Consider the following 13,262-nt stretch of genomic DNA (forward strand, 5'->3'; position numbering starts at 1 on the left):
TTGTCCGAGAGCAACCGCCATCTTGTGCCGGTAACACGATGCGGCTCACAGCGACGGCGCCAGTGACGTTTTCAGCAGCGTCAGTAGCGCCTGCACCGCGGCCGCGTTGCGTCGGCGCTCCGGAATCGCCGCCTTGACCCACAATTCCGGAATCGGAAAGTCGCGCAACACCGGCTTGAGCGTGCCGTCGCGCAAGGCATCCGCGACGAGATAATGCGACATCAGCGCGATGCCGTTGCCGGCGATGGCGCTGCGCGCCAGCACATGTCCCTCGTTGGAGGAGAGCCGCGGGCTGACCTGGATGCTGATGCGCCCTCGCGGTCCGTCGAAGATCCATTCAGGACCCGTCGGCATGAAGCTAAGGCAGCGATGCTCGACGAGGTCGCGCGGATGCTTTGGCGTGCCGTGCTTCTTCAAATAGGAAGGCGAAGCGCAGAGTAGTCGCTTCAGCGGGCACAAGGGCTCGTCGACTACGCCGCCGAAGGAATGCGGAAAAGCTCCGATGGCGATGTCGAATCCTTCAGTGACGGGATCGACCGGGCGATCGATCAGCACGATCTCGAGCTTCAGCCGCGGGTTCTGGGTCTGGAATGCACTGAAGGCATCCGCGAGCCGCGCCACCGTCAGCGAGGTCGGCGCCTTGATGCGGAGGTGATCCACGAGATCGTGGCCTTTTTCGCCCATGCGCGAGAGCAGGTCAGTGGCGTCAGTCACGACGCCGCGGGCGCGATGGACGTAGCGCTGGCCCGCTTCGGTCAGCCGCAATTGCCGGGTCGAGCGATGAAACAGCGGCGTGCCGATCCGCGCCTCCAGCTGCGTGACGCGTTTTGCGACGACCGAGGTCGAGACATTGAGTTTTCGCGCGGCAGCGGAGAAGCCGGCGGCATCGGCGGTGGCGAGGAAGGCCTGAAGGTTCACCAGGATGTCCATTTTGACCTTTCTCGATTCGCGAAAGCTGATCGCGTATTTTGGTGGATTGTAGCCTGCTGCGCGTTAATTCATAGTCGTCTGCAAGCAAGGGATTTTGGGAGCGGACGCGCCATGCGGGCCATGATCGAAGAACCGGCACGGAAAGTGCCGCTCTATGGCGAATATGAAGTCGTTGTCCTCGGCGGCGGCCCGGCCGGCATCGTCGCTGCGGCCTCCGCGGCGCGCGCGGGCCGGACGACGCTGCTGATCGAGCGCTACGGTTTTCTCGGCGGCATGGGCACCGCCGCCGGCGTCACCAATTTCTGCGGCCTGCACGGCAATGTCTACGGCAAGGCCCACCGGCTGGTGCAGGGCATGGCGTCCGAGCTCCTGGCGCGGATCGATCTGCTCAACGGCCTCAACACCCCGCACCTGATCCTCGGCAAGGTGTTTGCGCAGGCCTACGACACCGCGGCCTACAAGATCGCGGCCGATCAGCTGCTCGCCAGCCACAAGGTCAACATCCTCTTCCACGCGCTCGGCGCCGGCGTGGTGATGGGCGACGATCGCCGCATCGACGCGCTGATGGTCGAGACCAAGGCCGGCCGGCAGGCGGTGCGCGCGGAGATCTTCATCGACTGCTCCGGTGACGGCGATCTCGCGGTCTGGGCCGGCGCGCCGTTCGAGATCGGCGACGAGCACGGCCATCCGCTCTATCCCTCGATGATGCTCCGCCTCAACGGCATCGATCCCGACAAGGCGGGCGAAGCCTGGCGCACCATCCCGCAATTGATGGAGAAAGCGCTCGCCGCTGGCACCCACACATTCCCGCGCAAGAGCGCGATCGTCCGGCCGCAAAAATCCGGCATCGAATGGCGGGTCAACTTTACGCAAGTCGCGCGTGAGGACGGCCACGCCATCAACGGCGTCGAGCCCGACGATCTCACCCGTGGCGAGATCGAAGGCCGCAAGCAGGCGCTCGCCGCGTACGAGTTCCTGCGTAGCGCCGTGCCGGGCTTTGAAAAATCCTACATCGTCGATTTGCCGCCGCAGCTCGGCATCCGGGAGACGCGTCGCATCAAAGGCGGCTACCAGCTCGGCGGCGAGGACGTGCTCAGCTGCGCCTCGTTCGAGGATTCCATCGGCGTCAACGGCTGGCCGATCGAGGCCCACGTTCCCGGCGATGTCGTCTTCACCTTCCCGCCCATCCCGGAATCGCGCGGTTACAATGAGCTGCCGTACCGCATGCTGGTGCCCGAAGGCGTCGACAATCTCCTGGTCGCCGGCCGCTGTGCCTCGATGACCCATGAGGGCCAATCGGCGGCGCGGGTTTCCGGTGCCTGTTTCGTGATGGGCGAGGCCGCCGGTTCCGCCGCCGCGCTGGCGCTTTCCGGAAACCGGATCCCCCGCGAAATCCCCATTGAAAAATTGCAGGAAACGTTGAAACAACAGGGCGCCTTCATCGGGCGGGACCAGGCGGTGCCCGAGGGCCTGTAACGGACTGCAAGACAAGCACGAGAGGAAACGGGATGATCGGAATTGCAAGGCTCGCAGCTGCTGGCCTGTTGGCGATCATGGCGATGGGCACGGCCCGGGCCGAGGACGCGCTGAAGGCCAAGGTCGGCGTGCTCCGCCTGTCGTCCTCCGCGCCCGTCTTCATCGCGCAGGACAAGGGCTATTTCCGCGAGGCCGGCCTCGACGTCGAGCTGAAATTCTTCGACGCAGCGCAGCCGATCGCGGTCGCCACCACCTCGGGCGACGTCGATTTCGGCGTCACCGCCTTCACCGCGGGGCTCTACAATCTCGCCGGCAAGGGCACGCTGAAGGTGATCGGCGGCATGAGCCGCGAGAAGGCCGGCTATCCCCTGATCGGCTATTTCGCCAGCAACAATGCCTATGCGGCCGGCCTGAAGACGCCGAAGGACCTCGCCGGCAAGCGCATCGCGGTGACGCAGGTCGGCTCGTCGTTTCATTATTCGCTCGGCCTGCTCGCCGACAAATACGGCTTCAAGCTTGCCGACGTGAAGATCGTGCCGCTGCAATCGCTGTCGAACGCCGCTGCCGCGCTCAAGGGTGAGACCGTCGACGCGGCGCTGCTGCCGATCTCCACCGCGCGAAAACTGATGGATGAGGGCGGCGCTAAATTCCTGGGCTGGGTCGGCGACGAGACACCCTGGCAGCTGGGCGCGGTGTTCGCTTCGCCGAAGACGCTGACCAACAAGGCGCTGGTGACGAAATTCCTCGGCGTGCTCGCGAAAGCCGATCGCGAATATCACGACGTCATCCTCGCCTCCATGAAGGACGGTGTCGCCCCGATCAACGACAAGACCAAGCCGCTGTTGGAGATCATCGCCAAATACACCAACCTGCCGGTCGAGCAGGTGGTCGGCAACTGCGCCTATATCGATCCCGACGGCAAGCTCGACGTGAAGAACGTCGACAACCAGATCAAATGGCTCCAGGAGCAGGGATTCGCTGACAAGGGCTTTGACGCGAACGCGATCATCGCCAAGGATTATGTGAAGGCGGATTGATGTATCCGTCATTCCGGGGCTCGCGAAGCGAGAACCCGGAATCTCGAGGTTCCGGGTCTGGTCCTTCGGACCATCCCGGAACGACAGAGCAAGGGATCGACGAGATAGAATGGACCTGATCGCCAACCACATCTCCCACCGCTTCGGCGATCTCGCCGTGCTCGACGACATCTCGTTCACCCTCAGTGCCGGCGAGGTGGTAGCGATCGTCGGCCCTTCCGGCTGCGGCAAGAGTACACTGCTGTCAATCCTCGGTGGCCTGTTGCAGCCGACCTCCGGCACACCCGAGCTGCGCGGCGCGCCGCCGGCGGACAGTCTCAATCCGCTCACCTTCGTGTTTCAGGATTTCGCGCTGCTGCCTTGGGCGACGGTCGAGGAGAACGTCGAATTTCCGCTGCTGCACACCCAGCTCTCGGCCGCGCAGCGCCGCGCTTTGGTTGACGACGCCTTGCGCCGCACGGGCCTGACCGATTTCCGCACGACCTATCCGAAACAGCTTTCCGGCGGCATGCGCCAGCGCGTCGGCATTTCGCGCGCGCTGGCGGTGAAGCCCGCGATCCTGCTGATGGACGAGCCGCTCTCGGCGCTGGATTCGCAGACCCGCGAATTGCTGATGGAAGACTTTGTTCGCCTGCTCGCCGACGGTGGCATGGGCGCGGTCTATGTCACGCACAATCTCGAAGAAGCGGCGCGCCTCGCTGACCGCATCGTGGTGCTGTCGCGCCGGCCCGGCCGCATTCGCGAGGTCGTCACCGTGCCGATGACGCGGGCCGCGCGCGGCGAGGCGGCGGCGCGTGAGAAATTGCTCGCGCTCCAGAACCAGATCTGGTCGCTGATCCGCAACGAGGCGATCGATGCCGAGCGCGAGGTCCAGCATGCTTGACCGCGCGGCGCACACATCAACGAAAGACGAGACGACCCGGCGCGTCCGCTTCCGCGGCGCCGGCTTCGTGCCCGCCTCGAGCCGCTTCGGCGGCTGGATCGCGCTCGCCCTCGTCATCGCGATCTGGCAGGTCGCCGGCAGCACAGGCCTCGTCAATCCGCTGTTCCTGCCGGCGCCATCGGCGATCGCGCGCGCGATCTATGAGCTCGCGATGTCGGGTGCGCTCTGGCAGCATCTCTCGGCCTCGCTGCTCCGCATCGGCGTCGGCTGGCTGCTGGGCACGGCCGCCGGTGTCGCCGTCGGCTTCGCCATCGGCCTGTCCAGGCTCGCGCGCAGCGTCGGCATCACCTTCATCTCGGCGCTGTTCCCGATCCCGAAGATCGCGCTGCTGCCGCTCTTGATCCTCTGGCTCGGCATCGGCGAAGAGCCGAAGATCGCGACCATTGCGCTCGGTGTTTTCTTCTCGACCGCGATCTCGGTCTATAGCGGCGTCGATGCGGTGCCGCGCAACCTCATCCGCATGGCGCAAAGTTTCAACGTTCCCTTCGCCACCATCGTGCGCAAGGTGATCTGGCCGGGCGCGCTGCCCGCGATCCTCGCCGGGTTCCGCATCACCGCGTCCGTAGCGCTATTGCTCGTCGTCAGCGCCGAGATGATCGGCGCGCAATACGGCATCGGCGCCTTCGTGCTGCAGGCCGGCAATCTGATGCAGACCGATCAGCTGCTCGCGGGCGTGGTGATCCTGTCGGTGTTTGGGCTTGTCGTGGGGAAGGTGATCGGCTGGCTGGAAACGCGGCTGCTGCACTGGCGGTAGCCAAATCCACCGCAACCCGTAGCTGCCGTAGGGTGGGCAAAGCGAAGCGTGCCCACCATTCCTTCATGAGTCGCGAAGACGTGGGCACGGCGCTCCGCGCCTTTGCCCACCCTACGAGACCTGTGGCTAATCCACCCTACGAGACCCTCACGCGTTCCCGCGGTCCTCACGGAACAGATCCAGCTTCTGCTGCACTGGCCGGTCCGAGAAGCTGAACAGCACCGCATCGTCATCTGCCTCGTGCGTCACCCACTGCCAGCTCGGCACCACGAGCAGATCGCGCGGGCCCCATTCGAACACGGCATCGCCGATCCGGCTGCGGCCGCGTCCCTCGATCGGGCAGAACACCGTTGCGTCGGTCGACCGATAGCGCGCGGTCTTAAAACCCTTCGGCAGCAGCTGGATGAAGGTGCCGATGGTCGGCATCGCGAAATCGCCGGTCTCGGGGTTGCTGAACTTCAGCTTAAGCCCGTGGCAGGCGTCCCACTCCTGACTCGCGCGAGCTTTTTCCAGCGCCTCGCGGGTGTAGGCATAGGGATAGCTGAAGATCGGTGACGTCTTCGAGCTCAGCTTCACATCGACCGGCAAGAGGTTGTGGCCGTAGCGCGCAAAACTGTCGCCGGCAGGTTTTGTGATCTTCTGCTGGTCCTCTTTCGACCCCTCCGCAAACGAGCAGTCGAAGAACTGCACGAGGGGAATGTCGAGCCCGTCGAGCCAGAACATCGGCTCATCAGTTTCATTGGAATGATCGTGCCACGTCATCGACGGCGTGATGATGAAGTCGCCGGCCTCCATCGCGGTGCGCTCGCCGTCAACCGCGGTGTGGGCGCCCTTGCCCTCGAGCACGAAGCGCAGCGCCGACTGGCTGTGGCGGTGCGCGGGCGCGACATCGCCTGGCACCACCATCTGCACGCCGGCATAAAGCGAGGTCGTGATTTTCGACTGTCCGCGCAGGCCCGGGTTCTCCAGCACCAGCACGCGCCGCTCGGCCTCCTTGGCGGTGATCAGCTTGCCGGCTTCCGTCATGTAGTCGCGGATGACGTCGAACTTCCAGAGGTGGGGCCGGCACGCGCTCTTCGGCTCCGGCGTGATCAAATCGCTCATCACCGTCCACAGCGCGGTGAGGTTCTCGCCGTCGATCTTCTTGTAAAACGCCTCGCGTTCGGGCGTCTTGGTCACGGCTTCCATGGTGCGCTCCCGTTTGTTTTGTTGATTGACAGTATACTGACGATCTAGGTAGCGTCAACGCACAGGGAAACGTCATTCCGGGGCGGCCCGAAGAGCCGAACCCGGAATCTCGAGATTCCGGGTTCGATGCTGACGCATCGCCCCGGAATGACAGAAATAACAGGGAGGGTCTCGATGAAGCTGCACGGCTATTTCCGCTCCAGCGCCGCCTATCGCGTGCGGATCGCGCTGAACCTCAAAGGCCTCGGCGCCGAGCACCTGCCGCATCACTTGCGCAAGGGCGAGCAATGCGCGCCAGCCTATCTCGCCATCAACCCGCAAGGCCTGGTGCCGACACTGGAGAACGATGCGGGCGCAGTGCTGACCCAATCGGTCGCCATCATCGAATGGCTCGACGAGACCCATCCCAATCCACCGCTGCTGCCGAAGGATCCGCTGCACCGCGCCAAGGTGCGGGCGTTCGCGCTGGCGATCGCCTGCGACACCCATCCGGTGCAGAATCTGAAGGTGCTGGCACGGCTGCGCGAGCTCGGTCTTGCCGAAGAGAAGGTCCAGGACTGGGCCGCGTGGGTCAACCGCGAGGGCCTGTCGGCCTGCGAGACGCTGATCAAGGACGAGAAGGGGCCGTTCTGCTTCGGCGATGCCCCGACGCTCGCCGATCTCTGCCTGGTGCCGCAGCTTGCCAATGCGCGCCGCTTCGGCGTCGATGTTTCGGCCTATCCGCGCCTGCTGAAGGCGGAAGCCGCCGCCAAGGCGCAGCGGGCTTTCGCCAATGCCGCACCGGAGAAGCAGCCCGATGCCGAGTAAGCCTGCCGCTCCGATCACGATCGACGCGGTCTATGCCGCGCCGGGCTATCTGTTCCGGCGCATGCAGCAGATCGCGGTCTCGATCTTCATGGAAGAGTGTAGGGCGTTCGACCTCACGCCGGTGCAATATGCCGCGCTGATCGCGATCCACACCCATCCCGGCATCGACGCGACGCGGCTGTCGGCGGTGATCGCGTTCGACCGCTCCACGCTCGGCAGCGTGATCGAGCGTCTGCAGGCCAAGGAGTTTGTCGAGCGCAAGCCGGCGCCGGAGGACAAGCGGATCAAGCTGCTCTATCTGACCAAGGCCGGCGTTGCGATCCTGCGCGAGATCATCCCCGCCGTCGAGCGCGCCCAGGCCCGCATGCTGGAGCCGCTCAAGCCAGCCGACCGCAAGGCGCTGATGGCGCTGCTCACGCAGCTCGTCGATCTCAACAACGAGGCCTCGCGCGTGCCGCTCCGGGCCGAGGATGCGCTGGAGCATCTGGGGAAGGCGGGGTGAGGGGAATGAGGCGATGGTCGCGCCGCACACTCAGATCTCGTAGGGTGGGCAAAGGCGCTCTTGCGCCGTGCCCACGATCTCTCTCTTAATGGGCAACGGTGGGCACGCTTCGCTTTGCCCACCCTACGATTGCGGTGCGTGGATCTGCGTCCTGGCCTCACATCCGCAACAATGCCTGCCGGTCAATCTTCCCCGTTCCCGTCTTTGGCAGCTCGTCGATGAAGATCACCTCGCGCGGATATTTGTAGGGCAGCAGCTTGCCCTTCACATAGTCCTGCAGCTTCCGTGTCGCCTCGCCCTGGTCCACCGCGCGATTGTTCATCACCACCACCGCCTTCAGCGTCATGCGCCGGTCCGGCAGCTCGGCGGCGAAAACGGCGCATTCGCGGATATCAGGATGGTCGGCGAGGCAGAGCTCGACCTCGAGCGGATAGACCCACTGGCCGGAGATCTTGATCAGATCATCGGCGCGGCCGCGGAAGAAATGGAAGCCGTCGCTATCGCGGACGAAACGGTCGCCGGTGTAGATCCAGCCGCCCTCGCGGATGGTCTCGGCGGATTTGTCCGGCCGGTTCCAGTACAGCGGCGTGTTGGAATCGCCGCGCACCCACAGAATCCCTTCCTCGTCGTCGCCGACGTCGCGCCCGTCCTTGTCGCGCAGCGCGACCTCGTAGCCGGGTACGCGCAGGCCCGCGGCGCCGAGCTTCTTCTGCTCGGGGCGGTTGGAGAGATAGATGTGAAGCACCTCGGTCGAGCCGAGGCCTTCGACGATCTCGAGGCCCGTGAGCGTCTTCCAGCCGTTGAAGACCTCGGCCGAGAGCACTTCGGCCGCCGAGAGCGACATGCGCAGCGACGAGAAATTCGTTTTGTCCGCGCCCGCGGCCTTGGTCAGCGACGTGTACAGCGTCGGCAGGCCGAAGAAGACCGTCGGCCTGTACTGCTCGATCGCCGCGAAGATCGCAGCCGGCTTCGGCTGGCCCGGCAGCAGCAGCGTTGCGGCGCCGGCCGAGAACGGGAAGGTGACGGAGTTGCCGAACCCATAGGCGAAGAAGATCTTTGGCACCGAGAAGCAGATGTCGTCAGGCGTCAGCTTCAACACGTTCTGCGCAAAGGCGACATCGCTATAGGCCATGTCGTGCTGGAGATGCACGATGCCCTTGGGCCGGCCGGTCGAGCCGGACGAGTACATCCAGAACGCCATCTCGTTGCGATCGGTGTCGGCTTCGGCAAGCTCGGTCGGGAATTGCGCGAGCCAGCTTGCCGCCGCGAGCGCCGCGGGCGCAGCATGCTCGCCGACCTCGCCATTGACGACGATCAGTGTATGCAGCTTCGTGTCCTTGCAGGCCCCCACATTGAAGCGCGCGCAGAACTCGGCGTCCGCCACCGCAACGGCCGCGCCGGAATCGGCGAGATAGAATTGCAGCAGATCCGGCGGCGTCAGCGTGTTGATCAAGAGCGGCACGAAGCCGGCCCGCACCGCGCCGAAGAAGGCGGCAGGATAAGCCGGCGTGTCGTCGAGGAACAGCAGCACGCGGTCGCCGCGCTTCAAGCCAAGCGAGACAAAGCCGTTGCCCCAGCGGCAAGCTTCCGCGCACAGCTCGGCATAGGTCCGCTTGCCCGCCGGCCCGATCAGCGCGACCTTGTCGCCATGGCCTTTGCCGAGATTGTCGAACAGCACGCGGCTGGCGTTGTAAATGTCCGGAACGGCAAAGCCGATCTCGCGTGCCCCGACGCTGTCGGTCGGCACCTGGTCACGAATCTCATTGCTCATGCGGTTGCCTCGCCGCTGGCGTCTCCGCCGTTCCTGGTGGCCTCGTAGCGCGCCATGAAGGCGGGCGACATGTGGCGCAGGCGTGCATCGTCGATGCGGCCGGAGCGGGTGATGTAGCTGTAGGCGAAGTCCATCAGCTCGAGCTGCATGTGCTGGGCGAAGTGCTCGTACCAGAAGGCCGAGGTGCGTGCGGCATTGACGAGCTTCTGCACGATCGGCTTGCGCGCGGCCTGGTAGCGATGCAGCGCGGTCGACATATGCGCGTCCGATTCCAGCGCCTTGACGAGCGCGATGGCATCCTCGATGGCAAGCCGCGTGCCCGAGCCGATCGAGAAATGCGCCGAATGCAGCGCGTCGCCGATCAGCACCATGTTCTTGAACGACCAGTGCTCGTTCCAGACCCACGGGAAGTTGCGCCACACCGATTTGTTGGAGACGAGACAATGGCCGCCGAGCGTGTCGGCAAACACCTCCTCGCAGACGCCCTTGGACTGCTCGACGTCCTTGTAGGCGAAGCCGTAAGCCTGCCAGGTCGCGTGGTCGCACTCGACCAGGAAGGTGCTCATGCTTGGCGAGTAGCGATAATGATGGGCGTTGAAGGCGCCACGGTCGGTCTTCACGAAGGTCTGCGACAGCGTGTCGAACCGCTTCGAGGTGCCGTACCAGACGAACTTGTTGGAGGAGTAGGACAGCGAGGTGCCGAAATCGCCCTCATAGGCGCGGCGCACCAGCGAGTTCAGCCCATCGGCGGCGACGATCAGATCGTGGCCGTTGAGCTGGTCTATGGCATGGATTTGCGTGTCGAACCGCGGCGTAACGCCGGCATCGAGCGCGCGCTGCTGCAGGAACCTCAACAGCTCGAGCCGCCCGATCGAGGAGAAGCCGACGCCGTCGATGGCGACGCTGTCGCCATGCAGGCTCAGCGTGATGTTCTCCCAGCTCTCCATATGCGGGGCGATCGCGTCGACCGTCTCGGGGTCGTCGGCGCGCAGGAACTCCAGGGCCTGGTCGGAGAACACGACGCCAAAGCCCCAGGTCGCGTCGGCCGGGTTCTGTTCGAACAGGTCGACCTGATCCTCGGGGTGACGCTTCTTCCAGAGATAGGCGAAGTAGAGCCCGCCGGGCCCCCCGCCAATCACGGCGATCCGCAACGTCTTCCTCCCTAATTGACAGTATACTTACTATCTTGGGGGTAGACTAGTGTGCTCCGGCCTCCCACGCCAGCGGAATTATCGGCAAGGCGTGGCGCGCCGAAGCCCGTTTCCGGACACGCGTTTGCGCCTGTCCGAAACCGCTAGATAGGAATCATAGCCAAACCGGGCCGGATTGACCACCCGGGGGTCAGACGCAGCGCTTCACGTAGACCCCGTCCACCAGCACCCGGGTATAACGAACCACCGGAACCGGCTTGCGGACCACGACGGCGGCGTTGGGGCCGGCGCAGCCGGCGCGATAGACGCCGCGGGCGCATACCACTGCGTTGGCATCCTTGGCCTCGAAGGTCATGGTCGCCCCGAAAGCGAGGAGCGCGGAAGCCATGAGCAGCAACGAACGCATGGTGTTCTCCCGGTCTTGTCGTGATCCGAAATCGGATGTCGGCAAAAGATTTGTCGCGGCAGGCGCGCGAAAATTCATTCGCGCGCTGCCAAATCTCGACACGCGCAATGGCGCGTGAGCTGTGCGTTGTTTATCGCGCCGCGAACGGTGCCAGCACGTCCTTGCACGCCGGCGACAGCGACGCCGCATTGTTAGAGACGCACTGGATGATGCGGCCGCCGCCGGGCGCGACGCCGGCGCAGAGCGAGCGGATGTCGGCGCCGCAGGCGGAGCGGACGATGAACAGCTCTTCGCGCGGCCGCAGCGGGCGCAGCACCTGGCCGCCACCACCAACCGCGGCGGGTCACGGCCTTCTCACAGGCCGGGCGAAACCTTCGCCTTGTTCTTCTCCAGGCATTCGAGCGCGGGGGCGCCGCCGGGCGGCACGCTGGCGCACACCTTGGGATAATCCGCCCGGCACGCGCTCTTGACCGCGGCGACCTGTGCGCTGCTCGGTTGCTTTACGGCGGCGGCTTTCGGGGCGGCTGCCGCTGCCGGCTTGGCCGCAGGCTCGGCGGCGGGCGCAGCTTCCGTCTTTGCAGGCTCGGACTTCGCCGGTTCAGACTTTGCGGGCGCGGCTTCCGTCTTCGGAGCTGCAGCGGGCTCGACCGCGCGGACTGCCGTTTGGCAACCCGCCGACAGGCTGGACATGTTCTTTGCCAGACATTGATAGGCTTCCACGCCGCCCGGCGTCACGCTCGCACAGTGCGCCATGAAATCCGAGCGGCATGCAGAGCGGATCGCGCTCTTCTGGGCCTCGGTCGGGGCTTGCGCGAATGCGGCTGTTGCAGTTGCGAACAGCGCCGCCGCGAACAGCGCGGTGCGCGTTGAAGCATGTTTCAACGTGTTGAACATTGGGGTGAATTCCTGCCCTGTCGGTAACGCCGACGCTTTATTAAAAGTGATGCAAACAATCTTCGCGGATGATGCGTCGCGAGCGGCATCATTGGCCGCTTCGACCTCTACCGCAAGTAGATATTAGCGTCGCAATTGCGACGTAACTAGAGCATGATCCGGAAAAGTGTGCAGCGGTTTTCCGAAAAGAGCATGCTCAAACAATACGTCGTCAGAGCTTCACCATGCGCTTGCCGCGGTTCTCGCCGGCGAGCAATCCGATCAGCGCCTTCGGCGTGTTCTCGAGGCCGTCGATAATGTCCTCCTGCACCTTCAGCTTGCCGGATTTCACCCAGCCCTGGAGATCGGCGAGCGCGCGCCGGCTGTCCTTCATGTAGTCCATCACGATGAAGCCCTGCATCACGAGCCGTTTCACCACGATCAGGCCGGGCACGCCGCGCGGGCCGTGCGCCGCCGGTGTGCCGTCATATTGCGAGATCGCGCCGCAGCAGGCGATGCGGCCGTAATTGTTCATCTGCGGCAGGCATGCTTCCAGAATGTCTCCGCCGACATTGTCGAAATAGACGTCGACCCCCTTCGGCGCCGCCGCGCGCAAGGTCTTGAACACCGCGCCGTCCTTGTAGTCGACGGCGGCATCGAAGCCGAGCTCGGAGGTCAGCCAGTTGCACTTGTCGGCACCGCCGGCGATGCCGACCACGCGGCACCCTTTGATCTTGGCGATCTGCCCGACGATCGAGCCGACCGAGCCCGCGGCCGCGGAGACCACGACCGTCTCACCCTCCTTGGGCTTTCCGACCTCCAGCAAGCCGAAATAGGCGGTGAGCCCGGCGATGCCGAACACGCTGAGCAGATGCGTCATAGGTTCCAGCTTCGGCATCTTGGTCAGATGCTTCGCCGGCACCGCGGCATATTCCTGCCAGCCGGTGTCGCCGAACACGATGTCGCCGGCAGCCAGCTCCGGCGCCTTGGAGCTGACGACCTCGGCGATGCCGCCTCCGGCCATCACGCTGTTGGCCTCCACGGCGGAGCGATAGGTGGCGCCGTGCATCCAGGCGCGGTTGGCGGCGTCGAGCGAGATGTAACGCACGCGCAGCAAAGCCTCGCCGTCCGTCGGCTCCGGCATCGCACCATCGATCATGCCAAAATGTTCGGGGCCGAGCTTGCCGCTGGGCTTTTCCACCAGAAGGATCTGGCGATTGATGGTGCCGCTCATGGCGTTTCCCTCTCCGTTGGCTTGACGATTATTGATGCAGCCGCCGCAAAGGAAACGTGCAAGCTGCATTCGTTGTGCGCTGCATGAAAGCTAGATCGCGCGCCTCTGTTTCGCAATGGGAACATCCCGCAATACGAATGCACGCGAAGCGTGTTGCGTCGCTGTCATATCTGCGACATCATGAAGCGGC

12 protein-coding genes and 1 pseudogene are annotated in these 13,262 nt (G+C 64.7%); 6 read left to right on the forward strand and 7 right to left on the reverse strand.

Features of this window, described 5'->3' with window-relative positions; all coding sequences use genetic code 11:
• Positions 1 to 45 precede the first annotated feature (45 nt).
• Positions 46 to 930, reverse strand: a complete 885-nt coding sequence (locus FOM02_RS03550) for a LysR family transcriptional regulator (RefSeq protein ID WP_027564193.1) — start codon at positions 928 to 930, stop codon at positions 46 to 48.
• Positions 931 to 1,041: 111 nt separating this feature from the next.
• Here FOM02_RS03550 and FOM02_RS03555 point away from each other — a divergent pair, with 111 nt between their 5' ends.
• The 4 genes from FOM02_RS03555 to FOM02_RS03570 all read left to right on the forward strand — a co-directional run bounded on the left by FOM02_RS03555 (position 1,042) and on the right by FOM02_RS03570 (position 5,140).
• Entirely contained in the window at positions 1,042 to 2,406 is a 1,365-nt protein-coding gene (locus tag FOM02_RS03555; RefSeq protein WP_027564194.1) for an FAD-dependent oxidoreductase, read from the forward strand.
• Between the two features lie 32 nt (positions 2,407 to 2,438).
• Positions 2,439 to 3,443 carry an ABC transporter substrate-binding protein gene (locus FOM02_RS03560; RefSeq protein WP_027564195.1) on the forward strand — a complete coding sequence of 335 codons (1,005 nt, stop codon included), beginning with the start codon at positions 2,439 to 2,441 and terminating at the stop codon, positions 3,441 to 3,443.
• A 109-nt stretch (positions 3,444 to 3,552) separates the two neighbouring features.
• Complete coding sequence (locus FOM02_RS03565; RefSeq protein ID WP_027564196.1) at positions 3,553 to 4,326, forward strand: ABC transporter ATP-binding protein; 774 nt, start codon at positions 3,553 to 3,555, stop codon at positions 4,324 to 4,326.
• Positions 4,319 to 5,140, forward strand: coding sequence for an ABC transporter permease (locus FOM02_RS03570; RefSeq protein ID WP_027564197.1), 822 nt, complete (start codon positions 4,319 to 4,321; stop codon positions 5,138 to 5,140). The genes FOM02_RS03565 and FOM02_RS03570 overlap by 8 nt, the downstream gene beginning before the upstream one ends.
• 147 nt (positions 5,141 to 5,287) lie before the next feature.
• Here FOM02_RS03570 and gtdA read toward each other — a convergent pair whose 3' ends face one another.
• The gene (gene gtdA / locus FOM02_RS03575) at positions 5,288 to 6,328 is read right to left on the reverse strand and encodes a gentisate 1,2-dioxygenase (protein ID WP_027564198.1); all 1,041 of its coding nucleotides are present in this window, start codon (positions 6,326 to 6,328) and stop codon (positions 5,288 to 5,290) included.
• Between the two features lie 174 nt (positions 6,329 to 6,502).
• Here gtdA and maiA point away from each other — a divergent pair, with 174 nt between their 5' ends.
• Together maiA and FOM02_RS03585 are read left to right on the forward strand one after the other, a co-directional pair.
• On the forward strand, positions 6,503 to 7,135 hold the full coding sequence (maiA, locus tag FOM02_RS03580) for a maleylacetoacetate isomerase (protein ID WP_027564199.1): 633 nt from the start codon (positions 6,503 to 6,505) through the stop codon (positions 7,133 to 7,135).
• Complete coding sequence (locus FOM02_RS03585; protein ID WP_027564200.1) at positions 7,125 to 7,637, forward strand: MarR family winged helix-turn-helix transcriptional regulator; 513 nt, start codon at positions 7,125 to 7,127, stop codon at positions 7,635 to 7,637. Before maiA ends, FOM02_RS03585 begins: the two co-directional genes overlap by 11 nt.
• Positions 7,638 to 7,794: 157 nt before the next feature.
• Here the strand turns inward: FOM02_RS03585 and FOM02_RS03590 are convergent, their stop codons facing one another.
• The 5 genes and pseudogenes from FOM02_RS03590 to FOM02_RS03610 all read right to left on the reverse strand — a co-directional run bounded on the left by FOM02_RS03590 (position 7,795) and on the right by FOM02_RS03610 (position 13,072).
• On the reverse strand, positions 7,795 to 9,408 hold the full coding sequence (locus FOM02_RS03590; protein ID WP_027564201.1) for a benzoate-CoA ligase family protein: 1,614 nt from the start codon (positions 9,406 to 9,408) through the stop codon (positions 7,795 to 7,797).
• A complete protein-coding gene (locus FOM02_RS03595; RefSeq protein ID WP_027564202.1) occupies positions 9,405 to 10,559 on the reverse strand; it encodes an FAD-dependent monooxygenase in 1,155 nt (384 codons plus the stop codon). Before FOM02_RS03595 ends, FOM02_RS03590 begins: the two co-directional genes overlap by 4 nt.
• A 190-nt stretch (positions 10,560 to 10,749) precedes the next feature.
• The gene (locus tag FOM02_RS03600) at positions 10,750 to 10,965 is read right to left on the reverse strand and encodes a hypothetical protein (protein ID WP_027564203.1); all 216 of its coding nucleotides are present in this window, start codon (positions 10,963 to 10,965) and stop codon (positions 10,750 to 10,752) included.
• Positions 10,966 to 11,095: 130 nt separating this feature from the next.
• Positions 11,096 to 11,859: pseudogene (locus FOM02_RS03605) on the reverse strand (cysteine rich repeat-containing protein).
• A 211-nt stretch (positions 11,860 to 12,070) separates the two neighbouring features.
• Positions 12,071 to 13,072 (reverse strand): NADP-dependent oxidoreductase, encoded by a 1,002-nt coding sequence (locus tag FOM02_RS03610; protein WP_027564205.1) that lies wholly within the window; start codon positions 13,070 to 13,072, stop codon positions 12,071 to 12,073.
• Positions 13,073 to 13,262: the final 190 nt, after the last annotated feature.

The organism is Bradyrhizobium sp. SEMIA (assembly GCF_014844175.1).
Lineage (GTDB): Bacteria > Pseudomonadota > Alphaproteobacteria > Rhizobiales > Xanthobacteraceae > Bradyrhizobium > Bradyrhizobium arachidis.

Coding starts and splice junctions, on each gene's coding strand:
- FOM02_RS03570 (WP_027564197.1), top strand. CDS start 4,319: ATGCTTGACCGCGCGGCGCACACATCAACGAAAGACGAGACGACCCGG.
- FOM02_RS03585 (WP_027564200.1), top strand. CDS start 7,125: ATGCCGAGTAAGCCTGCCGCTCCGATCACGATCGACGCGGTCTATGCC.
- gtdA (WP_027564198.1), bottom strand. CDS start 6,328: ATGGAAGCCGTGACCAAGACGCCCGAACGCGAGGCGTTTTACAAGAAG.
- FOM02_RS03610 (WP_027564205.1), bottom strand. CDS start 13,072: ATGAGCGGCACCATCAATCGCCAGATCCTTCTGGTGGAAAAGCCCAGC.
- FOM02_RS03565 (WP_027564196.1), top strand. CDS start 3,553: ATGGACCTGATCGCCAACCACATCTCCCACCGCTTCGGCGATCTCGCC.
- FOM02_RS03590 (WP_027564201.1), bottom strand. CDS start 9,408: ATGAGCAATGAGATTCGTGACCAGGTGCCGACCGACAGCGTCGGGGCA.
- FOM02_RS03600 (WP_027564203.1), bottom strand. CDS start 10,965: ATGCGTTCGTTGCTGCTCATGGCTTCCGCGCTCCTCGCTTTCGGGGCG.
- maiA (WP_027564199.1), top strand. CDS start 6,503: ATGAAGCTGCACGGCTATTTCCGCTCCAGCGCCGCCTATCGCGTGCGG.
- FOM02_RS03550 (WP_027564193.1), bottom strand. CDS start 930: ATGGACATCCTGGTGAACCTTCAGGCCTTCCTCGCCACCGCCGATGCC.
- FOM02_RS03555 (WP_027564194.1), top strand. CDS start 1,042: ATGCGGGCCATGATCGAAGAACCGGCACGGAAAGTGCCGCTCTATGGC.
- FOM02_RS03560 (WP_027564195.1), top strand. CDS start 2,439: ATGATCGGAATTGCAAGGCTCGCAGCTGCTGGCCTGTTGGCGATCATG.